Here is a 26,165-nt window from a genome sequence, read left to right as displayed (position 1 = left end):
GGGCTCGCGAGAACCAGCTGATTCCACGAGCCGGAGGTGTTCTCGCGTGCCGGAGATCGGACCGGGCGGGCTCCGGCTCGTGAAACGTGCCCGGGCTCGCGAGAATCTGCTGTTCCGGCGTTCCGAAGGAGGTTCCGCGTGCCGGAGGTGCTGTCCGGCGGCGGGTGGCTGAGTGCTTGCTCCGCATGCGCGGCGGGGGATCGGCGGTGCGGCCCGCGGCGAGTTGAATCGGGGGATGACGATCGACAGCGCAGCTCCGTCCCACGACTCCCTCACCCGCACGCCCCTGGGCGACTCCGGCATCGAGGTCTTCCCGCTCTCCCTCGGCGGCAACGTCTTCGGCTGGACCGCCGGGAAGCAGACCTCCTTCGACGTCCTCGACGGCTACGTCGCCGCGGGCGGCGACTTCATCGACACGGCCGACTCCTACTCGGCCTGGGTCCCCGGCAACCACGGCGGCGAGTCCGAGACGATCATCGGCGAGTGGCTCTCGCGCCGCTCGGGCTCCCGCGACGACGTCGTGATCGCGACCAAGGTCAGCCGGCACCCCGAGTTCACCGGCCTCGCACCCGACAACGTCCGCGAGGCCGCGCGCGCCTCGCTCGGGCGCCTGCGCACCGACCGGATCGATCTCTACTACGCGCACTTCGACGACGACGCCGTGCCGCTCGAGGACATCGCCCGCGTCTTCTCCGAGCTCGTCGACGAGGGATTGGTCCGCGCGATCGGAATCTCGAACTTCAGCGCCGGCCGCATCGCGGAGTGGCTGCGCCTCGCGAACCAGGAGGGCCTGCACGCACCGGTCGCCGTCCAGCCGCACTACAACCTCGTCGAGCGCGGCATCGAGGCGGACGTCCTGCCGCTCGCCCGCGAGGCCGGCCTCGCCGTCGTCCCGTACTACGCGCTCGCCTCCGGATTCCTCACCGGCAAGTACCGCGACGGCTCGACGCCGGACAGCCCGCGCGCCTCGGGTGCCGCGCAGTACCTCGACGCCCGGGGTCGCCGCGTGCTGGCCGCCCTCGACGCGGCCGCCGCCGCCCACGACGCCGAGGTCGCGACCGTCGCCCTCGCCTGGCTCCGCTCGCAGGACGGCGTCGCCGCGCCGATCGCGAGCGCCCGCGTGATGGAGCAGCTGCCCGCCCTCGTCGCCTCCGCGACGCTCGAGCTGACGGCGGAGGAGCTGGCCGCGCTCGACACGGCGAGCCGCTCGTAGCCGGGTCTCGCTGCGCCGCTGCGCCGCTGCGCGGCTGCTCGACCGGCGCCTTCATGCTGGTCGAGTAGCCCGCGAAGCGGGCGTATCGAGATCCGCCCCGCCCGGACCACCCCCTCCACCCCGCGGTCATCACCGCCCCGCGGAGGTGCTATCGTCTAACGGTGCCAAATCGCGGGCACGCCCCGAGAGGGGCAGTCAGACCCGCAGGTGCGCCCCCTTAGCTCATTGGTAGAGCACTTCCTTGGTAAGGAAGAGGTAGTGGGTCCGATTCCCACAGGGGGCTCCGTTCCCGGCAGGCCAGCCTCCGGAAACGTGCGGCGGGGTAGCTCAGGTGGTTAGAGCACACGGCTCATAATCGTGGTGTCGCGGGTTCAAGTCCCGCTCCCGCTACATCGAGAAGGCCCCGGTTCGCACGTCGAGCCGGGGCCTTCGTCGTCCCCGCCGCACCCCCTCCCGCGAGATGCCACTTGTGCACGCGACACGCCGTGAAAGGCGTGCACAAGTGGCATCTCGCGGAGACGACCGGTCGTCAGAGCGTCGAGATCGTGCGGTTCTCGATCCGGAGGACGCCGTCGCACTCGGCGAGGAAGTCCGCCTCGCCGTGCATCGTCAGCAGAACGGTGACGCCCTGGGCCACCCGCTCGCGGAGGACGTCCTTGACGACCGCGACGCTCTCCGTGTCGAGCGCGGTGAACGGCTCGTCGAGGAGGAGCACCTTCGGGTCCTCCATCAGAGCCTGCGCGAGGGACAGCTTCTGCTTCATCCCCGAGGAGAAGGTGCGGACCGCTGAGCGCCCCGTGCTCTGCAGACGTACCGAGGCGAGCGTCGCGCGGATCTCCTCGATCCCGATGCGCCTGCGGATCGCGGCCAGTCGCAGGAGGTTCTGCTCCGCGGAGAGGCCTGCGATGTAGGCGGGGCCGTCGATCGTGATCCCGAAGCCGTCCGGGAACGTCCGCCCTTCCGGCGAGATCGAAGGGTCGACGCTGATGCTGCCCGAGTCCGGCCTGAGGAAGCCGCAGAGCAGTCGCAGCAGGACCGACTTCCCGGAGCCGTTCGGACCGAGGAGGGCGTAGAGCCCGCCTCGGCGCAGCTCGAACGCGACCTCGCTGTAGAGCAGATTCCCGCGGATGCTCTTGGACACACCCTCGACCGTGATGGCGTTCGTCATGAGCGACCTCTTTCTGTTCGTGGATGCCTCTCGACCAGTCGAGACGCGATGGCTGCTGCGACGAGGACGATGCAGGCGCTCCCCAGCGCCAGCGCCGTCCCGTGGAGGACGCTCGGCCAGCCCTCCGCGCTCCGCCACAGACCCGCGATGCCGAGCGGGTTGCCCTCGAGGAGCTCGCTCGGCAGGAAGGCCAATCCGGCCGAGAACGCCGCGGGGGCAGCGCCCGATCCGGCGAGCGGCGCGAAGGCGGAGGCGGCGACCGCGACCAGTGTCAGCTGCCGGCGATCCTGGACCCGGACGGCGCCGAGGAGGACGACCTCGATCGAGAGGAGGACGACGGCGGCGGCCAGCACGCCGAACGGCCGCCCGAGGTGGAGCGAGGAACTGGAGAGGAACGCCGAGCTGACGGCGGAGTCCCTCGGGAGTCCCCCCGCCGCCGAGACGGCGAACCAGCCGAGCAGCACCGTCGCCGCCGGCCCGACGAGGACACTCCCGCCTGAGAGCACCCAGCAGGCGGAGAGGAGGGACCCGATCGTCGCGAGGAAGAGCAGGAGGAGCGGGAGCTGGAGCAGCACTCCGACGGGCGGGGGCAGCGCGACGTCCGAGAGCAGTGCACTCACCGATCCGGGCACGCGCGCGACGTCGTTCGCCAGCCCGAGGGAGCACACCCAGCACGTCGTCAGCACACCGAACAGGACGACCGCAGCACTCGCCGCGTCGCTGCGCACGAGGAGGAGGAGCACGTTCTGGAGGGATCCGGCCCGGATGCACACGGATTCCGGACGCAGGGACCTCGACGCCAGGAAGAAGGCGATGCACCACGGCGCTCCCAGTCCGTAGCAGACGAAGAGCGGGTCGTTCACGACTTCGACCGCCACGTCGACGAATCCGAACGAGGAACCCGACGCGGTCCAGAGCATCCGCTGGTGGATCGAGTACGCGGCGGCAGCCGCGAGGGCCCAGCCGGCGAGCAGCAGGCGGACACGGCGGGAGAGCGAGGCGATCATGTCAGCGCCGGGAGTCGCTGGGCTCTGCCGAGGATCCGCCGTGCGGCGAGAACCGTCGCGGCTCCAGCGACCGCGAGCGGCAGGACCATGATGCCGATCGGCGCCTGATCGAGACCGAACGGGAAGGCTCCGTACATGAATCCGAGAAGTGGATGGTCGACCAGAGCGACAGCCATCGTCTCGACGAAGAAGACCACTGCGGGCAGCACCATCGCCAGCCCCAGGTTCTTCAGTGCGACCAGTGCGAGCACCCCGGCCACCGCCGTGATCGCGCCCCAGGCACCCAGCACCGAGGAGTAGCCGATCAGGTACACCGGCCACCCGAAGGCGAGCAGCTGCGAGTAGTTCACGCGCTCCAGGGCGTTCCGTCCCACCTCGTCCGGTGCGAGTCCGTACACGACCGGATCGATGAAGGGCGCACCCAGCTCCGGCCAGATCCCGAAGGCGATCAGTCCGGGAAGGAGTGCGGCGACGAAGCCGAGCACGAATCCTCCGAGGGCGACACTCATCATCCGGGTCGCCAGGTAGGACCGGAGATCCGTCCGCGCGCGGACGAGGACGACGAACCTGTTCCTGATCTCGGCAGCGGTGCCGCTGCAGCAGGCCGTCGTGATGAAGACGGGGAAAAGGATGATCATCGGGGAGATCATGAACTGGGAGTAGACGTCCAGCTCATCGCGGTAGACACCGCCGCCCACCTCCGCCAGCCCGAGAGCCGTCGGACCGACGACGAGGATCGCACCGAGGAGCGCCTGCGGCCAGCGCAAAGACGACCGCAGATCGGTGAGGACCAGCGCGAAGCGCGAAGGCACGGTCGTGTCGATGGTCGGGTTCCGGCTCTACCAGGCCTGCCACTGACCGCGAACGTGCACCTGATAGATGGTGAAGGGGGTCGTTCGAAGCGCGGACGTGAGAGTCTCGGTGCCCGCCTCATAACTGTTCGGGAGCCCGTGGACGATGTTGTCGTCGGTGATCGAGAAGATCTTCGTGCCTCTGTCGCAGTTGACGAGCGCCTGGCACATCTGCGCGTCCATCTTGTAGTCGCTGCCGATCTCCCGGAGCTGGATGGTGCCGTTCCGATTCGACTCGTATTTCGTCTGGTAGGTGGTCGACGTCGGCGACTGGAACCCGCCGGCGTTCTTGTCGAAGCTGTCAGCGAAGACGTTCGCCTGCGCCGTCGCCGCCATCCCGACGCTCAGCAGGATTGCTCCTGCGAGGGAAGCGATTCGTGTCGATCTCTTCATGGCCGTCCCTCGATCCGTCGGTCGGACCCAGCGCCGCGACCACATATATATGACCATGAAGCGAGGAAATTTCACAGACCCCTCTTCAGGGCACACGGTCTCAGCGACATGCCACTTGTGCACGCGACACGCCGTGAAAGGCGTGCACAAGTGGCATCTCGCGGACAGGACCGATGGGGCGGCCGAGGGCTTAGGTAAGGTAAGCCTCACCAAACCCGGCGGTGCGTCCGCCCGCAGCACGGAGGCTCCGCATGGCCCGCTCGTCCGCCCCGACCCGCCCCACCGATCCGCAGGTCGTCACCGTCGAGGTCGTCCGCACCGCGCGCGTGACGCCCGGGATGCAGCGCGTCACCTTCGGCGGGCCCGGGGTCGCGCTGCTGCATCCGCTCGGCCACGACCAGTGGTTCCGCCTCTTCCTGCCGCGGCCCGGGCAGGAGGCGCTGCGGCTGCCGACCCGCTCGAGCGCGCTCTGGTACGCGCAGTACCTCGCGATGCCGAAGGCGCAGCGGCCGGTCGTCCGTAACTACACCGTCCGCCGCTACCGGGCCGAGGGTGCCGACGGCGGACCCGAGATCGACGTCGACTTCGTCGTGCACGGCGAGCCGGGGGAGGCGGGGCCCGCCGTGACCTTCGCCCTCACCGCCGCGGTCGGCGACCGGGTCGGCATCCTCGACCAGGGGCTCGGCTACCGCCGGGCGGACGGCTCCGACTGGTGCCTGCTCGTCGCCGACGAGACGGGACTGCCGGCGGTCGCGGGCATCCTCGCCTCGCTGCCCGAGGACCGGGCCGCGCACGTGTTCCTCGAGCTGCCCTCCGAGGCGGACCGCCAGCCCGTCGTCGCCTCCGACGCCGTCACTCTGCACTGGCTGCCCCGCGCCGACCCGCACGCCCGCCCCGGCGAGCACGCGCTCGCCGTCCTCCGCGACGCGACCCTGCCTGCGGGCCGTCCCTCCGTCTTCGCCGTCGGCGAGTCCTCCCTCGCCACCGGCGCCCGCCGCCACCTCGTGTCCGACCGCGCCGTCGACAAGCGCGCCATCACCTTCATCGGCTACTGGCGCCACGGCGTCGCCGCCCCCTGACCGGCGCCTCCGCGAGATGCCACTTGTGCTCGCGACACGCCGTGAAAGGCGCGCACAAGTGGCATCTCGCGGAGAAGCGTCAGACCTCGCAGCCGGCGAAGAGGACGTCGGGGGAGGAGACGAGGTCGTCGAGGGTCAGCAGGTGGGTGAGGTCGTGGCCGGCGGCCAGGGCGTTCGAGCGCTCGAGGTCGGTCTGCGGGGCCAGGCGGCCCTCCATCACGCCGCCGAGGGCGCGGACGGCGCAGGCCGCGACGACGCCCTCGGGCGTGCCGCCGATGCCGAGCACGAGGTCGACGCTGCCGGAGGGGTCGGCGGCCTCGATCGCGACCGAGACGTCGCCCTCGCCGCGGAGCGACAGCGCGACACCGGCGTCCCGGAGGGCGGCGATCAGCGCGGCGTGCCGCGGCTTGTCGAGGACGGCGACCACCAGCTCGGGGACCGGCTTGCCGAGGGCCTCCGCCAGCCGCCGCGCGTTCTCGGCGGGCGGCAGATCCAGCCCGACGACCCCCGCTCCCGCGCCGGAGCAGACCAGCTTGTCCATGTAGAACACGTCGCGCGGGTCGAGCATCGTGCCGCGCGGGGCGAGCGCGATGACGCAGACCGAGCCGAGGATGCCGTCCGCCGTCAGCCGGGTGCCGTCGAGCGGGTCGACCGCGACGTCGCAGGAGGGGGAGTGGGCGCGCCCGAGCCGCTCGCCGTTCGCGAGCATCGGCGCGTCGTCCTTCTCGCCCTCGCCGATCACGACGACGCCGTCGAACGGCGCCTCGGCGAGCACCGCGCGCATCGCCGCGACCGAGGCCGCGTCGGCGGCGAGCTTGTCGCCTCGGCCGTACCAGTCGCGCGCCGCCTCCGCCGCCGCCCGGACGCTCGCGGCCACCGCCTCCCGCAGCTCGGCGGAGTAGGACGGCGACGCGATCAGCCGGACGTCGCTCACGCGCGCGCCGGCTGCGAGGTCGCGGTGCGGACCAGGCGCTCGAGCGTGCGCAGGCCGTCGGAGGACAGCACCGACTCGAGATGCCCCTGCACGGAGGCGACTCCCTCCCCGCGCAGCGCGTCGACGATCCCGGTGGCGGGGTCGCGCGAGATCTCGAGGTCGAGCAGCGGGGTGCTCGACACCTCCGCGCCCGCCACCGAGGAGAAGGTGTTGTAGAAGCCGATCGCCGCGTCCTCGCCGAACACGTCGACCGCCAGCCGCACGCCCTGCCGGGGCGCGGGCAGCGGCTCGACCGGCAGCCCCGCCAGCAGCGAGAGCATCTGGTGGCTGAGGCAGACAGCGAGCATCGGCCGCTCCGAGGCGAGCCGCTCGGTCATCAGCGCCCGCAGGCGCGCGATCCGCGGCTCGGAGTCGTCGCGCGGATCGCCGGGGCCGGGCCCGAACACCACGAGGTCGTCGCTCAGCACGTCCTCGACGCTCGACCAGCGCTCGACCCGGGCGTCCATGCCGAGGTGGCGCAGCTGGTGCGCGAGCATCGTCGTGAACTGGTCCTCGTTGTCGACGATGAGGGCGGTGTGCCCGGCGAGGCCCTCGATGTGCTCCGGCGCCTGGGGCCGCAGCCAGAACGACGCGAGCCGCTCGTTGCGCGCCTCGAGCGCCTCCTGCACGCCGGGCTGCGCGTTGAGGTCGATCGCCGGCGGGATGTCGCGGTGGGGGAGCAGCCCCAGCGCGGAGAGCACCCCGGACGCCTTCGCGCGGGTCTCGGCGACCTCGCCCTCCGGCGTCGAGTGCCGCACGAGCGTCGCGCCGGCCGGCACCGTGAGCCGGCCGTCCTCGCGGAGGTACGCGGTGCGGATCAGGATCGGCGCGTCGACCGTGTAGCCGTGCTCCTCCGGCTCGAACAGGGCGAGGACACCGGAGTAGTAGCCGCGCGGCTCCTTCTCGTACTCCGCGATCACGGCGCAGGCGTTCTCCATCGGCGAGCCGGTGACGGTCGGCGCGAACATCGTCAGCCGCAGCACCTCGCGGACGTCGAGATCGGTGCGCCCCTCGAGCAGGTACTCGGTGTGGCTCAGCCGGGACATCTGCTTGAGGAACGGGCCGAGGATCCGCCCGCCGTTCGGGCAGACGGCGCTCATCATCTTCATCTCCTCGTCGACCACCATGAAGAGCTCCTCGCTCTCCTTGACGTCGGCGAGGAAGGCGAGCACCTCGGCGCCGGTCGGGCCGGCCGCGGGGTGGCGGAAGGTGCCGCTGATCGGGTTCATCATCGCCACGCCGTCGCGGACCGAGACGTGGCGCTCGGGCGTCGCGCCGACCGCGGTGACGGCCGGCGAGCCGTCGGAACCCGGGGTGTGGATGGCGAAGGTCCAGTAGGCGCCGGACTCGTCGGTCAGCAGCCGGCGGAACCAGGCGAGGACCGCCTCGACCGCGGGGGCATCGGTGTGGGCCACGAAGGCGCGGTTGATGACGAAGTTGGCGCCCTCGCCGCGGCCGATCTCGTCGTCGATCACCCGGCGGACGATCTCCGCGTACTCCTCGTCGGGCACGTCGAAGCCGCGCTCCTCGACCGGGATCTCGCGCTCGGGCAGCAGTCGCAGCACCTCGGCGAGCGGCACGCTCTCGCGCTCGCGCACCACGAGGTTGCGCAGCGGGGCGCCGTCGTCCTTCGCCGCGAAGCCGCGCTCGCGCACCTGGCGGTAGGGCACGAGGGTCAGCACGTCGGCGCCGTCGAGCGGGATGTCGGCGAGGCCGTCGACGTCGACGACGTCGCCCGTGAAGACGTCGACGTCCGTCCGGCCCTGCCGGAGGACGACCGCGAACGGCAGCGTTCCGTCGGAGGCGAGGATGCGGGAGAGGAGCGAGGTCATCGTGGTCCTTGGGTCGGGGTGTCCCTCACCCGGGCCCCGACATGCAGAACGACCGCCCGGTCGAGGCGGTCGTGTGCGAGAGGAGTCTGCGCGTCGGCCTGCCTAGGAGGCGGGCCACCAGGGGCGGAGGGTCGACGTGAGCACGGGGGAAGTCTAGGGGAGGCGCCGCTCGGGCGGCCACCCGATCAGGCGGCTGCGGCGTCGGGCGCCGGGTCGATCCGCTCCGTCGACTCGCCGCGGAGCGTGCGCAGCAGGAGGGTCGCCCCGGCCGTCGCCGCGGGTGTCGCGATCACCGCGCCGCCCGGGATCAGGAAGGCCAGGTACACCGCGATGCCGAAGCCGAGGGACACCGCGCGGCGCTCGCCGAGGAGCCGGCGGCGATCGCGCAGTGCGAGTCCGCGGGCGTCGCCGGCGAATCCGGTCAGCTCGAGGGCGAGCGCCCGGCCGCCGACGAGCGCGCCGGCGACCAGCCCGACCACCTGCCCGACGACCGGGATGATCCCGAGCAGCACCAGCACGACGCCGATCGCCAGCGAGGTGCCGACCAGCACCGAGGAGTCGCGCAGTGTGCGGCCGAGTCCGCGCCAGAAGCCCGTCTCGTGCTCGTCGGGCACGCCGCCGAGCTCGTTCTCGACGCCGCGCCAGATCCGCTCGTAGAAGGGGTCGCCGACGAGCAGGGTGACCGCGGCGAAGAGGACGACACCGAGTGCGACGATCGCCCCGACCGCGGCGACGGAGAGCGGGAGGCGGACGGTGACGGCCGCGGCCTCGTCCCAGCCGTCCACGAACGGCGTCAGCGCGCGCACCACGGCGTCGATCCGGGTGAGCACGAGCACCAGCACGCCGACGAAGACGAGGCCGACGATCAGGGGCGGGATCGCGCCGAGGAGCATCGCCCGGGGCGAGCGGACCCAGGTGCCGAACCCCCTGCCGAAGAGCCGTGCGCCGAGGGCCAGGTCGTGGAGGATCGCCATGGCTCGATCCTCCCAGAAGCCCCGTTACGCGATCGATGCAGAGCGCCGCGCCGCGGGGGATGTGCGGATGTTCAGGCCGCTGATAGACATCAGCCAGGCGCCACGGGGGCAGCTTCGGCGCCGATCCCGCTTCCACATTCTCGAGAAGGAATACATCCATGTCTCTCCGGGGGACCCCTCTCCGCTCGCGCTCGCGTCTCGCGTGCCTCACCCTCGCCGTCGGCCTCGCCGCCGGTCTCCTCGCGCCGGGGGCGGCCGCGAGTGCTCGTGTGGAACCGACGCCGTCGGCGAGTCCTGCGGCGGAGTCGGCAGCGGCTCAGGCCGCCGAGCCGGCGCCGACCACAGCGCCGACCACAGCGCCGACCACCGCGCCGTCGTCCGCACCCACCGCGACCGCCGTGCCGTCTCCGGCACCCGTCGCGAGCGACGACACCGACCCCTCCTGCCCGGACGGCGAGCGGGCGGTCGCGATCGACTTCGACGCGATCACCGTCGACTGGACGGCCGCACCCGGTTTCGCGACCGTCGCGCTCCCGGAGGCGTCGTTCCCGGACTGCGCCGCGTCGGCGGACATCGTCCTCGTCGCGGAGGGCCCCGACGGCGAGTACTCCGGCGGCATCGGCGTCACGGTCCCCGTCGAGCGGGACGGCAGCGCGCCGCAGACCGCCCTGGTCCCCGCGCCGGCCGGCCCGCGCACCGTCCTGGTGACCACGAAGCTCTACGGCCTGCGCGGCGGGTCGTTCATCGATCTCGCCTCCGAGCAGTGGCGCTCCGCAGCGGGTACGGCCCTCGACCCGTCGACCGCCGACACCGCCGTGTCGCTCGACGGTGAGATCTCGATCGCCACCGCCCCCGGGAAGCTCACGCTGTCGGTCCCGCCCCGAGCAAGCACCGGCCGCCACGACGAGGCGGACATCGGCTACTTCGTGACCCAGGACAACGGCGTCGGTGTCGCACTGGACACCGTCGAGCAGGTCCCCGCCGAGGGCCTGCCGGCCCGCACCATCGAGGTCGCTCTGCCGTACACGGCCGACTGGACCGTCTCGGTCCAGACCTCGGGGGTGAACGAGGGCGTCGAGATCTTCCGCAGCGAGATCCTGCGCGAGACCCTCCGGGTGCAGAGCGCCTTCGACTCCTGCGCTGACGGCCTCGACCGCTCCCAGGCGAACGAGCCGTTCACGGTCGACGCCGTCGGCGGAGTGGGCACCATCGCCGTCACGGTCGGCGCCCTCGCGCTGCCCGACTGCTTCGACGAGGTCACCCTGCGCGTCCTGGTCAAGAAGTTCAACAACGACGACGAGCAGGAGGGTGTCGAGCTCGGTCCGCTGCAGAGCGACGCCACCTTCGACGGCGCGACGGTGCGCGGCTCGTTCGCGCCCGGTCGCTACTTCGTCGTCGTCCTGGTCTCGGCCGCGGTGGACGGCGAGTACGACGGGCTGTTCCAGGTCTTCGATCCGAGCGTCAACATCGCCGACGATCAGCGGGAGCCGATCGTCGTGACCGCCGCCGCGGCGTCGACCGCGACCGCGACCGGCGGCCGGCACCTCGCCGCCACCGGTGTCGAGACGGCGGGCGCCGCCTCCGGTGCGGCCGCCCTGCTGGCCCTCGGCCTCGTGTCGCTCGTCGCGGCGCGTCGTCGCCGGAGCGCGAAGCAGTCCTAGCCGCTGCAGACGAAGGGCCCGGGAGCGTCTGCTCCCGGGCCCTTCGTGCGTCCCGCCTCGTGCGGTCGCCTCAGGCCAGCGCGAACGGGGCGAGCAGCCCCGTCATCTCCTTCGGGCGCGGCGCCGCGAACTCGTCGCGGCGCGAGGTCGTGACTCCCATCGCGACGAGGCCCTCGATCAGCCGGACGGCGCTGGCGACCCCGTCGATCACCGGGACCCCGAGCTCGCGCGAGAGGTCGCGGCAGAGGTCGGCCATCCCCGCGCAGCCCAGCACGATCACGTCGGAGCCGTCGGTCGCGAGGGCGGCGGCGCACTCCTCGAGGATCACCCGGCGCGCGTCGGAGTCCGGGTCGTCGAGCTCGAGCACCGGGATGTCGCAGGCGTGCACCCCCGCGCAGGCCCGATCGAACCCGGCGCGGTGCGCGATGTCCCAGGCCCGCCCGCTGGTGCGCGAGAGCGTGGTGACGACGCTGAACCGCCGACCGACCAGTGTCGCCATGTGCATGGCGGCCTCGGCGATGCCGATCACCGGTCCGCGGGCGATCTCGCGGGCCGCGTCGATCCCCGGGTCGCCGAAGCACGCCACGACGTAGCCGTCGCTCCCCGCCGCGTCGCCGCGGACGATCTCGTGCAGCAGCCCCGGGACGGCGAGCGCCTCGTCGTAGTGGCTCTCGATCGAGGCCGGCCCCATCGGCGGAGTGACGGCGACGATCTCGGTGCCGACCGAGGCGACGGACCGCGCGGCGCGGCCGATCGCCTCCGTCATGCGCTCGCTGGTGTTCGGGTTGACGACGGTGATGCGCACGGGCGCTCCTCGGGGTGCTGCGGGGGTGGGACGGGGGAGAGGCGGTCAGACGGTGCTGCCGTCGCTGACGTTCGCGAGGTCCTCCTCGAGGCGGCCGATCCGCGGGGAGCGGCGCTCGAGGACGGCCATCGCGACGAAACCGAGGCCGCAGCCGAGGAACCAGCTGTAGTCGCCGAGCCACGTGAAGGACGGACCGCCCGCCTCCTCGATCCAGCGCGGGACGAGCACGGAGAGGACGGAGGGGAGGCCGCCGATCACGGTGGCCCAGACGGCGTTGGGATTGAAGCCGCGGGAGAACCAGTAGCGGCCCTTCTCGCTCATCGTGTAGAGGTCGTCGACCCAGACGCGCTGACGGCTGACCAGGTAGTAGCCGGCGATCAGGACGCCGAACAGCGGGCCGATCAGGGCGCCGAGGATGCCGAGCGTGTAGTGGATCGCGGTGTCGTTGGAGTACCAGTTCCACGGGGTGAGCAGCACCGAGCCGACGGCGGCGATCATGCCGCCCATCCGCCAGCTGATCTTCTTCGGGTTGACGTTGGAGAAGTCGAACGCGGGCGAGATGAAGTTGGCGACGATGTTGATGCCGATCGTCGCGATGACGAAGGTGAGCCCGCCGAGCAGGACGGCGAACCAGGTGTCGATCCGCTCGACGGTCTCGATCGGGTCGGTGATCAGCTCGCCGAAGACGGGGACCGTCGCGGAGGCGGTGATCACGGTGAGCAGCGAGAAGAAGAGGAAGTTGATCGGCAGGCCGAGGAAATTGCCTTTCTTCACCGCTCGGTAGCTGCGGGCGTAGCGGGAGAAGTCGCCGAAGTTCAGCATCGGACCGGAGAAGTAGGAGACGACCAGTGCGACGGCCGAGATCATCACCGGGATCGAGGCGCCGAGGTCGAGGGGCTCGCCCGAGCCGAGGTTCAGAGAGATGTTCTCCCAGCCGGCCTGCGAGACGAGGTAGATCGCGAGCACGAGCATCACCACGTAGACGGCGGGGCCGGCCCAGTCGATGAAGCGGCGGATCGACTCCATGCCCCGCCAGAAGAGCGCGGCCTGCGCGACCCAGAGGATCGAGTAGGAGAGGTAGCCGAGGGCGGAGAGGCCGAGGAAGGAGGCCTCGGGGGTGTTCCAGGAGGCCATCGCCGGGAAGAACTTGAGGAACACGATGTTGAGGGACTGCGCAGCGAGGTAGGTCTGCACGCCGTACCAGGCGATGGCGATCAGCCCGCGGATGATCGCGGGGATGTTCGCCCCGCGGACGCCGAAGATCGCCCGGTTGATCACCGGGTAGGGCACGCCGGTGACCTGGCTGGGCTTCGCGACGAGGTTGCAGAAGACCTGCACGATCACGATGCCGACCACGAGGGCCACCAGCACCTGCCAGCCGGCGAGGCCGAGTGCGAAGAGCGAGCCGGCGGTGACGTAGCCGCCGACGCTGTGCACGTCGGACATCCAGAACGCGAAGATGTTGTAGCTCGACCAGCGCTGCTTGACGAGCGGGGCGAGGTCCTCGTTGGCGAGGCGGTCGTCGTAGCCGGGCTTGACGAGCGAGGGGCCGGCGAGCCCGGCGCTCTCGGCCGGCGGCGCGGTCGACGGGTCGATGCGGGGTGCAGTGGCGCGGTCGGTCATGGTGGATCCACCTCTCGGGCGGGCGTGCGCGGGTGGGCGCACGGAGCGGATGTGTCAGGGTGGTCGAGGCGGTCGGCCGTGGCGATCGGCCGCCTCCGCGCGAGCGGTGGGCTGTCGGATCGTGTGAAGTGATGACTTCACACGGGAGAACCTAGGGCTCCGCCGGGCCGCGTTCGTTTCGCCCCCGTTACAGCTGTGTGACGATCACCGAGGAGAGGACGGCGTCCCGCATGCCCACCGACGAGACCGCCCGGGATTCCGGGGTCTCCGCGGCTCCGGACGCCGTCGCCGCGCTCCCCGGGGCGGTCGGCGAAGGCGTCGGCGCGCGCCTGCGCGAGCTGCGTCTCGCGTCAGGGATGTCGCTGCGCGCGCTCGCCCGCGAGCTCGGCATCTCGGCCAGCGCCGTCTCGCAGATCGAGCGGGGAGCGATGCAGCCGTCGGTCGGGCGCCTCATCGCGATGGTCGGCGCTCTCGGCGTCCCGCTCTCCGCCGTCTTCGACGAGACCGCCGCCGGCGGCGCGGCGGCCGGTGGGCCGGGCGCGCCGAGCGGCGGAGAGGACCCGGGGGCGACGACGGCCGTGGTCCGCGCGGGCGAGGTCGCTCCCGTCCTCCTCGAGGGCGGCGTGCTCTTCCGCCGGCTGGCGCCGCAGCCCGTCGACGCGGTCGACTTCTTCGAGTCGACCTATCCGCCGGGGGCGACCTCGACCGCGCAGCGCCGGTTCCTGCGCCACGACGGGATCGAGATCGGGACCGTCACGCTCGGCGAGCTCACCGTCGAGTTCGAGGACGAGACCGTGGTCCTCGCGGCGGGGGACGCGATCACGTTCCCCTGCGAGCGCGGTCATCGGATGATCAACCGCGGCGCCACGACGGCCGTCGCGACCTGGCTGATCGTCCACCGCTGACGCGGCCCGTGGGGCCGCCATCCCGGTATGGCACAGTGACAGCATTCCTCCACAGGGGGGAGGTGCCGGGTGCCTGTCCACATCCCCGGGGGATCCGGTCGGCGGGCCCGCCGCGATGTCGGTGCCGCCTGGTGTGCTGTGCGCCTCGAACGATTGGTGCGGAACATGGACGGACGACAGAACAGGCGAGACGACGACGGATGCCCCCGCTGGTGCGCGGGGGAGCACGACGAGATCGAGTGCCCCGAGGAGCGGCTGCACCGCTCCCGGGCGCAGTCGCTCCCGCTCGTGCTCTGGTGCGGTGAGGGTGCGCCGGGCGAGCCCGTCGCCGCCGTCGTGCACGTCTCGCTGTGCCGGCCCGGCGGCCGGGGCGAGGAGCGGCTGCGCCTCGAATCCGACGGGCTCGGCGCGGTGGACCTCGATCTCAGCGCGGCGGCGCGGCTGGCGCGCGGCGTCGAGGCGACGCTGCGGCTACTCGGTCCCGGCGGCGCCGGATGAGCGGGGCGGGTTCGGCGGCAGCAGGTCGGAGAGCTCGATGTCGAGGGCCTCGCAGAGGGCGAAGAGCGTCTTCAGCTGCGGGTTCGCGGGCGAGCCCGGCTTCGACTCGCCCTTCTCGAACTTCTGGTAGGTGTAGCCCGCCAGTCCGGCGGCGTGGGCGATGCGCTCCTGGCTCTCGCCCTTGGCCATCCGGGCGCGGTGGAGGTTCGTGCCGAGCTCGCGGGCGTAGGTCATCCAGTCGCGTTCGGGGTCAGGTGTGGACATGCTCGCCAGCTTCGGAGAAGAATCGTCCGCGGTCACCCATACGCGCGTGGGTAATTGCCGATGGTCATACGTGCATGACCCTCGTCGAGGGGGAGGGGCCTCGGAGGGCGCCGGGGACCCCGGAGGCCTCCGAGGCCAGCGCCTAAGATGGCCGGGTGCCAGTGAACCCCGACCTCACCGAGCGCGTGTTCGCGCCGACGGAGCCCTACCAGGTGGGCCGCGAGAAGGTGCGCGAGTTCGCGCGCGCCGTCTCAGCCGAGTCCCCTCTCCACCTCGACCCCGCGGCCGCGCGCCGTGCCGGCTACCGCGACGTCGTCGCCCCGCCGACCTTCGCCGTGGTGGTGCAGGAGCTCACCCTCGCCCAGCTGCTCGCCGCTCCGGACGCCGGCATCGACTTCAGCCGGGTCGTCCACGGCGACCAGCGCTTCAGCTACTCGCGCCCCATCGTCGCGGGCGACGAGCTGACCGCGACCCTCTCGGTCGCGAGCATCAAGCAGCTCGGCGCGCACTCGATGATCACCACGCAGTCGACCATCGTCGACGCCGACGGCGCCCACGTCGTCACCGCCCTGTCCACCCTCGTCGTCAGGGGAGACGAATGAGCGCCGAGCGCCCCGTCCTGTCCGAGCTCACCGTCGGCGACGTCGTCGGCGAGCGGCGCTTCCACCTCGAGCGCGGCTCGCTCGTGCGCTACGCGGGTGCGTCGGGCGACTTCAACCCGATCCACTACCGCGACGACGTCGCGGCCGAGGTCGGGCTGCCCGGCGTGCTCGCCCACGGCATGCTGACGATGGGCACCGCCGTGCAGGTCGTCGTCGACTGGGTCGGCGATCCCGGCCGTGTGGTCGACTACCAGGTCCGCTTCACGCGGCCCGTCGTCGTCGACCCCAAGGAGGGCGCCGAGCTCGACGTCGTCGCGAAGATCGGCGCGATCGACGCCGAGGCGGGCATCGCCCGGGTCGACCTCGCGGTGACCTTCGACGGCCAGGCCGTGCTCGGCAAGGCCCAGGCGCGCGTCTCCCTGGCCTGATCGCCCGATGACGACTCCCGCCCTCTCCTCTCTCACGACGCTGCGCGTCGGCGGGGCGCCCGAGCGCCTGCTCGAGCCGGCCACCGAGGCCGAGCTGGTCGCCGCCCTCCGCGAGGTGTGGGCCGACGACGAGCCCTGGCTGCTGCTCGGCGGCGGCTCCAACCTCCTCGTCGGCGACGACGGAGTCGAGGGGACCGTGGTGCGCGTGCGCACGACCGGGATCGAGCGGCTCGAGACGGACCGGCCCGGCGCGGTCCACCTCCGCGTGCAGGCGGGCGAGTCGTGGGACGGCCTGGTCGCCGCCACCGTCGAGCGCGGCTGGGCGGGACTCGAGGCGCTCAGCGGCATCCCCGGGACGGTCGGCGCGTCACCGGTGCAGAACATCGGCGCCTACGGCCAGGAGCTCTCCGACACCCTCGTCGCGGTCGACTTCCTCGACGAGGGCGCGCAGGAGCCCGTGCGGCTGACGGCGGCCGAGCTCGAGCTGGGCTACCGGACCTCCGCCGTCAAGCAGGGTCGACGCGGCGCCGTCCTCGCCGTCGAGTTCGCCCTCGAGGACGTCGGCGGAGCGGGCCTCGGTGCTCCCGTCGCCTACGGTCAGCTCGCGAGTGCGCTCGGCGTCGAGCTGGGCGACCGCGTGCCGCTCGCCGAGGTGCGCGCGAGCGTGCTGCGGCTGCGCGGCGCGAAGGGGATGGTGCTCGATCCGGACGATCCGGACACCGCCAGCGCCGGCTCCTTCTTCACCAACCCGATCGTCACCGTCGCGGCCGCGAGCGGACTGCCGCCGACCGCGCCGCGCTGGCCGGAGACGCCGGCGAGCGAGGCCCCGCTGGTGACCGCCCTCGCCGACGTCGAGGCGGGGGCGCCGATCCGGCTGCCCGCCCCGACCTCGCCCGACGCGCTGGTCAAGCTCAGCGCCGCCTGGCTCATCGAGCACGCCGGGATCGCCCGCGGCTTCTCGCTCCCGGGCTCGCGCGCCGCGGTGTCGAGCAAGCACACCCTCGCACTCACGAACCGCGGCGGAGCGACCGCCGAGCAGATCGCCGAGCTCGCCCGCTACGTGCAGGGCCGCGTGCTCGCCGAGTTCGGCATCCTCCTGCACCCCGAGCCCGTGGTGGTCGGCACCACCGTCTGACGCCGCGCGCCACGGACCCTGCGTCGCACGCCCCCGCCCTGCGGTGAACGGCGGGTCTCGATACGCCCCTGCGGGGCTGCTCGACCAACATGATGATCGCCCTCGTCGAGCGGCGCTCTCATGCTGATCGAGTAGCCCGCGGAGCGGGCGTATCGAGATCCACCGGCGTCAGGACGATGGTCTGCAGACCCGTCCTGCTGGCGCCGCCGGGTCTCGATACGCCCCTGCGGGGCTACTCGACCACCATGATGATCGCCCTCGTCGAGCGGCCCTCTCATGCTGATCGAGTAGCCCGCGAAGCGGGCGTATCGAGATCCACCGGCGTCAGGACGATGGTCTGCAGACCCGTCCTGCTGGCGCCGCCGGGTCTCGACACGCCCCTGCGGGGCTGCTCGACCAGCATGTGGGCGTCAGGCGTCGCGGCGGATCCAACGGAAGGTGAGGCGGCTCGCGATCAGGCCCAGCACCAGCCAGATGCCGAGGGCGATCGCGACCCCGGTCAGGTCCCAGTCGCCGTTGACCTCGGCCTGCTCGAAGTCGGCCGGCAGGAAGACCGCCCGCATGCCCTGCGCGATCCACTTGAGCGGGAAGACGCTCGCGATCGTCTGCAGCCAGTCCGGCAGGGTCGTGAAGGAGAGGTACGACCCGGAGACGAACTGCAGCACGAGCAGCGGCGGGACGATGACTGCCGTCGCGCTCTTCCCGGTGCGGGGGAGGGCGGAGACCGCGATGCCCAGGATCGCCGAGGTCGCCACTCCGGCCAGATAGATCCAGGCGAAGGTCGCCCAGCGACCGCCGTCGGTCGGCAGCGGCACCGAGAACACGGTCGCGGCGACCGCGAGCAGCAGCCCCGTCTGCGCGACGCTCGTCACGAGCACCTGGCCGAACTTGCCGAGGAAGTAGCTCAGGACGGGCAGCGGTGCTCCGGCGAGGCGCTTGAGCGTGCCGTCGCCGCGCTCGATGGCGATGTCGACGCCGAGGTTCTGCACCCCGGAGAGCAGGATGCCCGCCGCCGCGAGTCCCGGCACGTAGTACTCGGCCATGCTGATGCCCGGGTCCTGCGGGTTCGCCTGCATCACCGCGCCGTCTCCGAACGCGACCGAGAAGATCGCGAGCAGCAGCACCGGGAAGAGGAAGGTGAAGAACACCTGGTCCGGCGCGCGGAAGTACGAGCGCACCTCGTAGCGGGCGCGGGCGGCGCCGAGCCGGAGGGTTCGGCCGACACCGGTGCGCAGCGCGGGGCGGGGGGCGGCGACGGCGCTCATGCCGGCTCTCCGATCACATCGAGGGCGGTGTCTCCGGCGCGGTCGTCGCGGATGAGGTCCAGATAGATGTCCTCGAGGCTGGGCCGGAGGACCTCGAGGGCCGTCGGCTCGCCGAGGCGGGCGCTCAGCTCGGCGACCACGCGGGCCGGCTCCGTGGTGCGGAGGCGACGCCGCGTGCCGTCCTCCTGCCACTGGACGATCGGCACGCGGGCCTCCTCGCCGCCGATCTCGTCCATCCGCCCGATCGCGAGGAGGCGGCCGCCCGCGATGACCGCGGCCCGGTCGGCGAGGTGCGCGGCCTCGTCGAGGTAGTGCGTGGTGAGCAGGATGGTCGTGCCCTCGCTCTTGAGCAGTGCGACCAGGTCCCAGAACGCGTGGCGCGCCTCCGGGTCGAAGCCGGTCGTCGGCTCGTCGAGGAACACCAGCTCCGGACGGCCCACGATGCCCAGCGCCACGTCGACGCGGCGGCGCTGCCCGCCGGAGAGCTTGCCGATCCGCGAGCGCGCCTTCGCCGTGAGGCCGACCGCCTCGATCGTCTCGTCGACGTCGCGCGGGCTCGGGTAGAGGCTCGCGAAGTGGGCGATCTGCTCCCGGACCGTGGCGTTGCCCGATTCGCCGCTGGACTGCAGCACGATCCCGAGCCGCGACTTCCAGGCGAGGTCGCCGTGCCGCGGATCGACGCCGAGCACCGACGCCTCGCCGCCCGAGCGGTCGCGGTAGCCCTCGAGGATCTCGATCGTCGTCGACTTGCCCGCCCCGTTGGGCCCGAGCAGCGCGAACGTCTCGCCGCGCGCGATCTCGAACGACACCCCGGTGAGGGCGGGCGCACCCCCGTAGTCCTTCCGCAGGTCACGGACACGAACGGCGTCGTCAGGCGTCATCCCCCCAGCGTGCCCTGTCCCACCCCCGGATCACAGTCATCCGCCCCCACGAGATGCCACTTGCGCCCAAACCCTTCGGCGTGTCACGCCCACAACTGGCATCTCGCGACCCCGGATTCAGGCTCCTGGACTGCAGGGTCGAGCGCAACCGGCGATTCGCGTGCCAGCGAATCGTCGTGCGTGGACGCGAGACGCTCTGCGGAACGCATCCACCTCAGGAAGCCGACCGCGGCTGATCGACGACGAAGGAGGAGATCAGCTCAGCAACACCGTCGACTGCGGCTGATCGACGACGAAGGAGGAGATCAGCTCAACGAAACAGCGCTTGAAGGCGCTTCGCGCCTTCAAGCAAGGCGTCGTCGCCGAGCGCGTAGGAGAGGCGGAGGTAGCCGCTGGGTCCGAAGGCCTCGCCGGGGACGGTGGCGACCTCGGCCTTCTCGAGGATGAGGTCGGCGAGCTCCAGCGAGGTGGTCGGCGTGACGCCGTCCCACTCGCGGTTCAGCAGTCCGCGGACGTCCGGGTACACGTAGAACGCGCCACCGGGGGTCGGGCAGTCGACGCCGTCGATGGCGTTCAGCGCGTCGACGATCGCACGGCGGCGGCGGTCGAAGGCGAGGCGCATCTCCTCGGCGGGCTCCTGCGGGCCGGTGAGGGCGGCGATCGCGGCGCGCTGCGAGATGTTCGAGACGTTGCTCGAGAGGTGGGACTGCAGGTTCGAGGCGCCCTTGATCGCGTCGGCGGGGCCGACCATCCAGCCCACGCGCCAGCCGGTCATCGCGTAGGTCTTGGCGACTCCGTTGACGAGGATCGTGCGGTCGCGCAGGGCGGGAACGGCCTCGACGATCGACGTGGCGCGGGTGAGCGGGCTCGCGTCGTCCTGGCCCTCGGCCGCGTAGACCAGGTTCTGGTAGATCTCGTCGGCGATCACCCAGAGGCCGTGCTCCTCGGCCCACTCGCCGATCTCGCGGGTCTGCTCGGCGGAGTAGACCGCGCCGGTGGGGTTCGAGGGGGAGACGAAGAGGAGGACCTTGGTGCGCTCGGTGCGCGCCGCCTCGAGCTGCCCGACGGTGACGAGGTAGCCCTGGTCGGCCCCGGCGAAGACGTCGACCTGGACGCCGCCGGCGAGCTTGATGGCCTCGGGGTAGGTGGTCCAGTAGGGGGTCGGGACGAGCACCTCGTCGCCGTCGTCGAGCAGGGTCTGGAACGCCTGGTAGACGGCCTGCTTGCCGCCGTTGGTGACGACGACCTGCGACGCCTCGACGGCCCAGCCGGAGTCGCGCGCGGTCTTCTCGGCGATGGCCTCACGGAGGTCGGGCAGACCGGCCGCCGGCGTGTACCGGTAGTTCCTCGGGTCGAGCACCGCGGCCGACGCGGCTTCGACGATGTGCTGCGGCGTGGTGAAGTCGGGCTCGCCCGCGGCGTAGGAGATCACCGGCCGCCCCTGGGCCTGGAGGGCCTTCGCCTTCGCGTCGACCTTGAGGGTCGCGGACTCGGCGATGGCGGCGATGCGGGCGGAGATGCGCGTGGTGGAGGACACGACGGCCAGCGTATCGCGCGGGCGCAGGGGCCTCCAGGCGACGGGTCGCGCCCGGCTGGACACGTCCAGCGGGTCCACGTACACTCGTCTGCGGTAGTCGAACGCTGCCAGGATTCACAGCGCCCGAGGCGGTTGCTGAGGCTCCCGAAGACGTTCGACTCCTCCTCGGATGCTTGCAACGGCATCCATAGGGCGGTGGCTCAATTGGTAGAGCAGCGGTCTCCAAAACCGCAGGTTGCAGGTTCGAGCCCTGTCCGCCCTGCACATCGATGCCCGTCGCACGCGGTCCCCGCGATGCAGCGGTCATCGGTCCAGGACCGCCCACGGGCGGTCGGCCACACCGGAGGTTCCGGTGCGGGAAAGGTGCGTGCAGGTGGCCGGGAAAGCAGTCGACGAGCCGAGCGAGGACGTCGTCGCGATCGCCAATCAGCAGCGCGAGGCGCGGCGCAGTCCGTTCGCGCGCATCGCCCTCTTCATCCGGCAGGTCATCGCCGAGCTGAAGAAGGTCGTCACACCGACGCGCAAGGAGCTCGGCAACTACGTCGTCGTGGTCCTGATCTTCGTCGTGATCATGATGGCGCTGGTGTCGCTGCTGGACTGGGTGTTCGCGCTCGCCGTGACCTACGTGTTCGGCACACCGGCGTCCTGACCCCCGCCACCCGACCCGGGAGCGTCCCGTCCGCACGAGCGGGGGACGCCGACGGCAGCGGCACGCGAATCCCGACGGGACGCGGCCGATCGATCGAGAGAGAGTTACGAGTGTCTGACAGAAACCGCGACGACGTCGACTGGGCCACCGCCGCCGAGCAGTCGTCCGAGGTCGACGAGGTTCAGGAGGGCGACACCCAGATCCAGGCTGAGGACGCCGTCGAGCCCGCCGAGGAGGGCGCCCTGAGCGTCATCGACGAGAACGAGTCCGAGGACGACCTCGCGTCGGACCTCGAGGCCGCGCTCGACGCGATCGGCTCCGTGGACGACCCCGAGGCCGACTCGGCCGTCGACGAGGCCGCGCACATCGACACCGTCGAGGAGGCCGAAGCGGCCCTCGAGGCCGTCGAGGACGAGGCCGAGGTCGCCGCGGAGGACGCGGAGGCCGAGGGCGAGGACCTCGCCGACATCGACCCGTACGAGGCGTTCCGCGCCGAGCTGCGCGGCAAGATGGGCAAGTGGTACGTCATCCACTCCTACGCGGGCTTCGAGAAGCGCGTGAAGTCGAACATCGAGAACCGCAAGGTCTCCCTCGAGGCCGAGGACTACATCTTCGAGGTCCAGGTCCCGATGGAGGACGTGGTCGAGATCAAGAACGGCCAGCGCAAGATGGTCACCCGCGTGCGCATCCCCGGCTACGTGCTGGTGCGCATGGACCTCAACGAGGACTCGTGGTCGGTCGTCCGCCACACGCCGGGCGTCACCGGCTTCGTGGGCAACGCCCACAACCCGACGCCGCTGCGCTTCGAGGAGGCCTTCACGATGCTGAAGAGCCTGGTCGAGATCAAGGAGGTCGCGCCGTCCAAGACGGCCGGCGTCAAGGGTCAGAAGCAGGCGCAGCGCGTGCTACCCGCCGAGGTCGACTTCGAGATCGGCGAGACCATCACGATCAAGGAGGGCTCGTTCGCGGGTCTTCCCGGCTCGATCAGCGAGATCAAGCCCGAGAGCGGCAAGCTCACGGTCCTCGTCTCGCTCTTCGAGCGCGAGACCCCGGTCGAGCTGTCGTTCGACCAGGTCACCAAGCTCTGACGACGGACCCCCGTCCGGCCGAGGCCCTTCCCGCACTGTCGGGGAGGGCCGCGGCCGTGTAAGCTCGTACGGGTTTTCGTGTCGGCGCCCGTCCGCGTGCGCGCCGACCGACCCTCCTCCACCGCGATCCGGCTCCGTCGGATGCGCGGGAGAGCGGCCGGGAGCCCCCGACCGCTCGAACCCTGAGAAAAGGAATCCTGAATGGCCCCCAAGAAGAAGGTCACCGGCCTGATCAAGCTCCAGATCAAGGCGGGCGCCGCGAACCCGGCCCCCCCGATCGGTCCGGCGCTCGGTCAGCACGGCGTCAACATCATGGAGTTCTGCAAGGCGTACAACGCGCAGACCGAGTCGCAGCGCGGCAACGTCATCCCCGTCGAGATCACCGTCTACGAGGACCGCTCGTTCACCTTCATCCTGAAGACCCCGCCCGCGGCGGAGCTCATCAAGAAGGCCGCCGGCGTCGCCAAGGGCTCGTCGACCCCGCACACCGTGAAGGTCGCGAAGCTCACCATGGCGCAGGTCCGCGAGATCGCCGAGGCGAAGCAGACCGACCTCAACGCGAACGACATCGAGGCCGCCTCGAAGATCATCGCCGGCACGGCTCGCTCGATGGGCATCACGGTCGAGGGCTAGTCCCTCCGCCTTTCCAGAACTCACACCGTGGGAGAGCCCGCCAGGCTCTAGAACCACATTCTCGTTTCAAGGAGAAACAACATGGCACAGAAGTCGAAGGCCTACCGGGCCGCCGCCGCCAAGCTCGAAGAGGGCAAGTTCTACACCGCCGACGAGGCCGTCGCGCTCGCGCGCGAGACCGGCTCCGCGAAGTTCAACAGCACCGTCGAGGTCGCGCTCAAGCTCGGGGTCGACCCGCGCAAGGCCGACCAGATGGTCCGCGGCACGGTCATCCTGCCGCACGGCACGGGCAAGACCGCCCGCGTCATCGTGTTCGCGACCGGTCCGGCCGCTGAGGCCGCGATCGCCGCGGGCGCCGACGAGGTCGGCGGCGCCGAGCTCATCGAGAAGGTCGCCGGCGGCTACACCTCGTTCGACTCCGCGGTCTCGACCCCGGAGCTCATGGGCCAGGTCGGCCGTCTCGGAAAGGTGCTCGGCCCCCGCGGCCTCATGCCCAACCCGAAGACCGGCACCGTGACCCCGGACGTGGCTCGCGCCGTGACCGAGATCAAGGGCGGAAAGATCGAGTTCCGCGTCGACAAGCACGCCAACGTGCACCTCGTCGTCGGCAAGGCCGCCTTCACGGAGGAGCAGCTCCAGGAGAACTTCAAGACGGCTCTCGACGAGATCGTCCGCCTGAAGCCGTCCTCCTCGAAGGGCCGCTACATCCAGAAGGCCGCCGTCTCGACGACCTTCGGCCCCGGCATCCCGCTGGATGTCAACGTCCTGGCCTGAGCCTCGGCACAGCACTGAGCTGCGCAAGCAGTGACGGGAGGGGATCCGCTTCGGCGGGTCCCCTCCTTCGTCGTCCAGGGGGAGCCGCGCTCGCCGGGCATACTGAACGGCGTGTCCGACTCCCTGCCCCCGAGCACCGACCCCGTGACCGTCCGCCGCGCCTCGGCTGCTGACGCCGAGGAGCTCGCCGCGGTCGCCGCCGCGACCTTCCCGCTCGCCTGCCCGCCGCACGTCACCGAGGAGGCGAAGGCGGACTTCATCCGCACCGTGCTGTCGGTCGAGCGCTTCCGCGGCTACCTCGCCGATCCCGGCCGCGTGCTGTTCCTGGCGGAGGACGACTCCGGGGCGCTCGGCTACACGATGCTCGTGCGGGGCGAGCCGTCCGACCCCGAGGCGGCAGTCGCGGTCACGGTCCGGCCGACGGTCGAGCTGAGCAAGTGCTACGCGCTGCCCGACCGGCACGGCTCGGGGATCGCGGCGCGGCTGATGGCCGCGACCCTCGACGAGGCACGCGCGATCGGCGCCCTCAGCGTCTGGCTCGGCGTGAACCAGGAGAACGAGCGGGCGCGCCGCTTCTACGCGAAGCACGGCTTCGAGGTCGTCGGCGTCCGGCACTTCCTCGTCGGCGGCCGCCTCGAGGAGGACTTCGTCCTCGAGCGCCCCCTGCCCTGACACCCTGCTCCCCTTCGCGAGATGCCACTTGTGCACGCCCGACACGGCGTGTCGCGTGCACAAGTGGCATCTCGCGGGAGGGGAGGGGGTCAGCCCTCGGCGACGGTGAGGACGAGCTTGCCGCGGGTGTGGCCGGTCTCGAGCTGCGCGTGCGCGGCGCCGGCGGCGGAGAGCGGGAAGACACCGTCGATGAAGACGCGGACGTCGCCGGACTCCAGCAGGCGCGAGACGACGCCGAGCGTCGCGCCGTCGGGGGCGACGCGGAAGGTGGAGGCGCGGACTCCCGCGGCCGCCGCCTCCTCGAAGAACTCCGGCCAGCTGCCGGTCGGCGCGTTGACGATCAGCCCACCGGGGCGCAGCACCGACAGGGAGCGGGAGCCCGTGCTGTCGTGCACGTTGCCGACGAGGTCGATCACCACGTCGACGCCGGACAGCAGCTCGTCGAAGCGCTCCGCGGTGTGGTCGATGACCTGATCGGCGCCGAGCTCGCGCAGCCACTGCAGGTTGCGGGTCGAGCCGGTCGCGATCACCGACGCGCCGAAGTAGGCGGCGAACTGCACGGCGAAGTGACCGACGCCGCCCGACCCGGCGTGGATCAGGATCCGCTGGCCCTCGTGCGCCTTCGCCAGCTCGACGACCATGCCCCAGGCGGTCAGCGCGGCGAGCGGCACCCCCGCCGCCTCGACGTGCGAGAGCGTCGACGGCTTGCGGGCCAGCGAGACGCTCGGGACGCTGACGTACTCGGCGTAGGAGCCGGAGTAGCGCGGCACCATCACGAAGCCGTAGACCTCGTCACCGGGGCGCAGCGGGTGCGCCGGGTAGGGGCTCGAGACGACGATGCCGGAGAAGTCGTGGCCGAGCACCGCCGGGTAGGAGGGGATCTGCGCGGCGACTCCCTTGCCCGCGCGCGTCTTCACATCGAGCGGGTTCACTCCCGCCGCGATCACCTTGACGGCGAACTCGGCGTTGATCGCGGTCGGCGTGGGCACCGTCGCCAGGTGGAGGACCGAGCAGTCGCCCGGGGCGTCGATGACCGCCGCCGTCATCGTCTCGGGGAGCACCACCTCCTCCGGGATGTCGCCGATCGCGAGGCCGTGGCCGAGCGCGCTGTTGTGCATCATCGCCCTTTCCTGATCCGGCGCCGGTGGTCCTTCGAGCAGGCGGGAGGCGGCTGTCCGCCCCGACCGACCCCGCTTCCGCGCGCCGCGTTCAGTCAAGCCCGGTAATGAGTCCGGGCTGTTTCGGCGGTGTCACC

At 71.6% G+C, this 26,165-nt stretch carries 27 protein-coding genes and 3 tRNA genes; 16 read left to right on the top strand and 14 right to left on the bottom strand.

All coding sequences use genetic code 11. The annotated features are described in order from the left end of the window. The first annotated feature begins 235 nt into the window (after positions 1–235). The 3 genes from EDF17_RS17145 (at position 236) to EDF17_RS17135 (ending at position 1,603) form a co-directional block, all read left to right on the top strand. Positions 236–1,213 carry an aldo/keto reductase gene (locus tag EDF17_RS17145; RefSeq protein WP_123447844.1) on the top strand — a complete coding sequence of 326 codons (978 nt, stop codon included), beginning with the start codon at positions 236–238 and terminating at the stop codon, positions 1,211–1,213. A 211-nt stretch (positions 1,214–1,424) separates the two neighbouring features. Then, positions 1,425–1,496: transfer RNA gene (locus EDF17_RS17140), tRNA-Thr, on the top strand. Positions 1,497–1,529: 33 nt separating this feature from the next. Next, positions 1,530–1,603: transfer RNA gene (locus tag EDF17_RS17135), tRNA-Met, on the top strand. Positions 1,604–1,742: 139 nt separating this feature from the next. Here the strand turns inward: EDF17_RS17135 and EDF17_RS17130 are convergent. The 4 genes from EDF17_RS17130 to EDF17_RS17115 are packed head-to-tail and all read right to left on the bottom strand — an operon-like array spanning position 1,743 to position 4,632. Then, complete coding sequence (locus tag EDF17_RS17130) at positions 1,743–2,381, bottom strand: ABC transporter ATP-binding protein (protein ID WP_123447843.1); 639 nt, start codon at positions 2,379–2,381, stop codon at positions 1,743–1,745. Continuing rightward, on the bottom strand, positions 2,378–3,388 hold the full coding sequence (locus EDF17_RS17125) for a hypothetical protein (RefSeq protein WP_123447842.1): 1,011 nt from the start codon (positions 3,386–3,388) through the stop codon (positions 2,378–2,380). The genes EDF17_RS17130 and EDF17_RS17125 overlap by 4 nt, the downstream gene beginning before the upstream one ends. Beyond that, on the bottom strand, positions 3,385–4,200 hold the full coding sequence (locus EDF17_RS17120; protein WP_133672131.1) for a hypothetical protein: 816 nt from the start codon (positions 4,198–4,200) through the stop codon (positions 3,385–3,387). Before EDF17_RS17120 ends, EDF17_RS17125 begins: the two co-directional genes overlap by 4 nt. A gap of 27 nt (positions 4,201–4,227) precedes the next feature. Further along, positions 4,228–4,632 (bottom strand): hypothetical protein, encoded by a 405-nt coding sequence (locus tag EDF17_RS17115; RefSeq protein WP_166649728.1) that lies wholly within the window; start codon positions 4,630–4,632, stop codon positions 4,228–4,230. A 251-nt stretch (positions 4,633–4,883) separates the two neighbouring features. On the opposite strand from EDF17_RS17115, the gene EDF17_RS17110 reads away from it, so the two are divergent. Next, entirely contained in the window at positions 4,884–5,711 is an 828-nt protein-coding gene (locus tag EDF17_RS17110; RefSeq protein WP_123447839.1) for a siderophore-interacting protein, read from the top strand. 79 nt (positions 5,712–5,790) lie between these two features. Here the strand turns inward: EDF17_RS17110 and EDF17_RS17105 are convergent, their stop codons facing one another. From EDF17_RS17105 to EDF17_RS17095, 3 genes are all read right to left on the bottom strand, one after another. Continuing rightward, on the bottom strand, positions 5,791–6,645 hold the full coding sequence (locus EDF17_RS17105) for a fructose-bisphosphatase class II (protein ID WP_123447838.1): 855 nt from the start codon (positions 6,643–6,645) through the stop codon (positions 5,791–5,793). Beyond that, complete coding sequence (locus EDF17_RS17100; protein ID WP_123447837.1) at positions 6,642–8,516, bottom strand: chorismate-binding protein; 1,875 nt, start codon at positions 8,514–8,516, stop codon at positions 6,642–6,644. The genes EDF17_RS17105 and EDF17_RS17100 overlap by 4 nt, the downstream gene beginning before the upstream one ends. A 185-nt stretch (positions 8,517–8,701) precedes the next feature. Next, positions 8,702–9,490 (bottom strand): EI24 domain-containing protein, encoded by a 789-nt coding sequence (locus tag EDF17_RS17095; protein ID WP_123447836.1) that lies wholly within the window; start codon positions 9,488–9,490, stop codon positions 8,702–8,704. 158 nt (positions 9,491–9,648) lie between these two features. On the opposite strand from EDF17_RS17095, the gene EDF17_RS17090 reads away from it, so the two are divergent. Beyond that, entirely contained in the window at positions 9,649–11,151 is a 1,503-nt protein-coding gene (locus tag EDF17_RS17090) for a hypothetical protein (protein ID WP_133672129.1), read from the top strand. 70 nt (positions 11,152–11,221) lie between these two features. Here the strand turns inward: EDF17_RS17090 and EDF17_RS17085 are convergent, their stop codons facing one another. Together EDF17_RS17085 and EDF17_RS17080 are read right to left on the bottom strand one after the other, a co-directional pair. Beyond that, on the bottom strand, positions 11,222–11,956 hold the full coding sequence (locus EDF17_RS17085) for an aspartate/glutamate racemase family protein (protein WP_123447834.1): 735 nt from the start codon (positions 11,954–11,956) through the stop codon (positions 11,222–11,224). A 45-nt stretch (positions 11,957–12,001) separates the two neighbouring features. Then, entirely contained in the window at positions 12,002–13,579 is a 1,578-nt protein-coding gene (locus EDF17_RS17080) for an NCS1 family nucleobase:cation symporter-1 (protein WP_123447833.1), read from the bottom strand. A gap of 230 nt (positions 13,580–13,809) precedes the next feature. On the opposite strand from EDF17_RS17080, the gene EDF17_RS17075 reads away from it, so the two are divergent. After that, the gene (locus EDF17_RS17075) at positions 13,810–14,484 is read left to right on the top strand and encodes a helix-turn-helix domain-containing protein (protein ID WP_123447832.1); all 675 of its coding nucleotides are present in this window, start codon (positions 13,810–13,812) and stop codon (positions 14,482–14,484) included. Between the two features lie 165 nt (positions 14,485–14,649). Further along, on the top strand, positions 14,650–14,982 hold the full coding sequence (locus EDF17_RS17070) for a hypothetical protein (protein WP_123447831.1): 333 nt from the start codon (positions 14,650–14,652) through the stop codon (positions 14,980–14,982). Here EDF17_RS17070 and EDF17_RS17065 read toward each other — a convergent pair. Then, positions 14,956–15,246, bottom strand: coding sequence for a helix-turn-helix transcriptional regulator (locus EDF17_RS17065; RefSeq protein WP_123447830.1), 291 nt, complete (start codon positions 15,244–15,246; stop codon positions 14,956–14,958). The two genes, EDF17_RS17070 and EDF17_RS17065, sit on opposite strands and share 27 nt — an antisense overlap. Positions 15,247–15,401: 155 nt before the next feature. Between EDF17_RS17065 and EDF17_RS17060 the strand changes: the two genes are divergently transcribed. Genes EDF17_RS17060 through EDF17_RS17050 form a run of 3 tightly spaced genes read left to right on the top strand, consistent with a single transcriptional unit; the run spans position 15,402 to position 17,411 of the window. Continuing rightward, positions 15,402–15,848, top strand: coding sequence for a MaoC family dehydratase N-terminal domain-containing protein (locus EDF17_RS17060; RefSeq protein ID WP_123447829.1), 447 nt, complete (start codon positions 15,402–15,404; stop codon positions 15,846–15,848). After that, positions 15,845–16,276: a MaoC family dehydratase gene (locus EDF17_RS17055; protein ID WP_123447828.1), complete on the top strand. Its 432-nt coding sequence runs from the start codon at positions 15,845–15,847 to the stop codon at positions 16,274–16,276. Before EDF17_RS17060 ends, EDF17_RS17055 begins: the two co-directional genes overlap by 4 nt. A gap of 7 nt (positions 16,277–16,283) precedes the next feature. After that, positions 16,284–17,411, top strand: a complete 1,128-nt coding sequence (locus EDF17_RS17050; protein ID WP_123447827.1) for a UDP-N-acetylmuramate dehydrogenase — start codon at positions 16,284–16,286, stop codon at positions 17,409–17,411. Positions 17,412–17,821: 410 nt separating this feature from the next. On the opposite strand, the gene EDF17_RS17045 is transcribed toward EDF17_RS17050, so the two are convergent. The 3 genes from EDF17_RS17045 to EDF17_RS17035 form a co-directional block, all read right to left on the bottom strand. Next, complete coding sequence (locus tag EDF17_RS17045) at positions 17,822–18,676, bottom strand: ABC transporter permease (RefSeq protein ID WP_123447826.1); 855 nt, start codon at positions 18,674–18,676, stop codon at positions 17,822–17,824. Beyond that, the gene (locus EDF17_RS17040) at positions 18,673–19,557 is read right to left on the bottom strand and encodes an ABC transporter ATP-binding protein (protein WP_123447825.1); all 885 of its coding nucleotides are present in this window, start codon (positions 19,555–19,557) and stop codon (positions 18,673–18,675) included. The genes EDF17_RS17045 and EDF17_RS17040 overlap by 4 nt, the downstream gene beginning before the upstream one ends. A 310-nt stretch (positions 19,558–19,867) precedes the next feature. Next, on the bottom strand, positions 19,868–21,094 hold the full coding sequence (locus tag EDF17_RS17035) for a pyridoxal phosphate-dependent aminotransferase (protein ID WP_123447824.1): 1,227 nt from the start codon (positions 21,092–21,094) through the stop codon (positions 19,868–19,870). A 189-nt stretch (positions 21,095–21,283) separates the two neighbouring features. Between EDF17_RS17035 and EDF17_RS17030 the strand changes: the two genes are divergently transcribed. The 6 genes from EDF17_RS17030 (at position 21,284) to EDF17_RS17005 (ending at position 24,910) form a co-directional block, all read left to right on the top strand. Then, positions 21,284–21,356: transfer RNA gene (locus EDF17_RS17030), tRNA-Trp, on the top strand. Between the two features lie 111 nt (positions 21,357–21,467). Further along, positions 21,468–21,743, top strand: a complete 276-nt coding sequence (gene secE / locus EDF17_RS17025) for a preprotein translocase subunit SecE (RefSeq protein ID WP_123447877.1) — start codon at positions 21,468–21,470, stop codon at positions 21,741–21,743. 110 nt (positions 21,744–21,853) lie between these two features. Further along, positions 21,854–22,831, top strand: coding sequence for a transcription termination/antitermination protein NusG (nusG, locus tag EDF17_RS17020; protein ID WP_123447823.1), 978 nt, complete (start codon positions 21,854–21,856; stop codon positions 22,829–22,831). 201 nt (positions 22,832–23,032) lie between these two features. Then, on the top strand, positions 23,033–23,464 hold the full coding sequence (gene rplK / locus EDF17_RS17015; protein ID WP_123447822.1) for a 50S ribosomal protein L11: 432 nt from the start codon (positions 23,033–23,035) through the stop codon (positions 23,462–23,464). 81 nt (positions 23,465–23,545) lie between these two features. Continuing rightward, on the top strand, positions 23,546–24,238 hold the full coding sequence (rplA, locus tag EDF17_RS17010; RefSeq protein ID WP_123447821.1) for a 50S ribosomal protein L1: 693 nt from the start codon (positions 23,546–23,548) through the stop codon (positions 24,236–24,238). Between the two features lie 111 nt (positions 24,239–24,349). Beyond that, positions 24,350–24,910, top strand: a complete 561-nt coding sequence (locus EDF17_RS17005; protein ID WP_208110637.1) for a GNAT family N-acetyltransferase — start codon at positions 24,350–24,352, stop codon at positions 24,908–24,910. Positions 24,911–24,999: 89 nt separating this feature from the next. Here the strand turns inward: EDF17_RS17005 and EDF17_RS17000 are convergent, their stop codons facing one another. Continuing rightward, on the bottom strand, positions 25,000–25,956 hold the full coding sequence (locus EDF17_RS17000) for an NADP-dependent oxidoreductase (RefSeq protein ID WP_123447875.1): 957 nt from the start codon (positions 25,954–25,956) through the stop codon (positions 25,000–25,002). Positions 25,957–26,165 lie beyond the last annotated feature (209 nt).

It is taken from the genome of Rathayibacter sp. PhB1, assembly GCF_004362935.1.
Classification (GTDB): domain Bacteria; phylum Actinomycetota; class Actinomycetes; order Actinomycetales; family Microbacteriaceae; genus Rathayibacter; species Rathayibacter festucae.
This window is presented reverse-complemented; position numbering and strand designations above follow the sequence as displayed.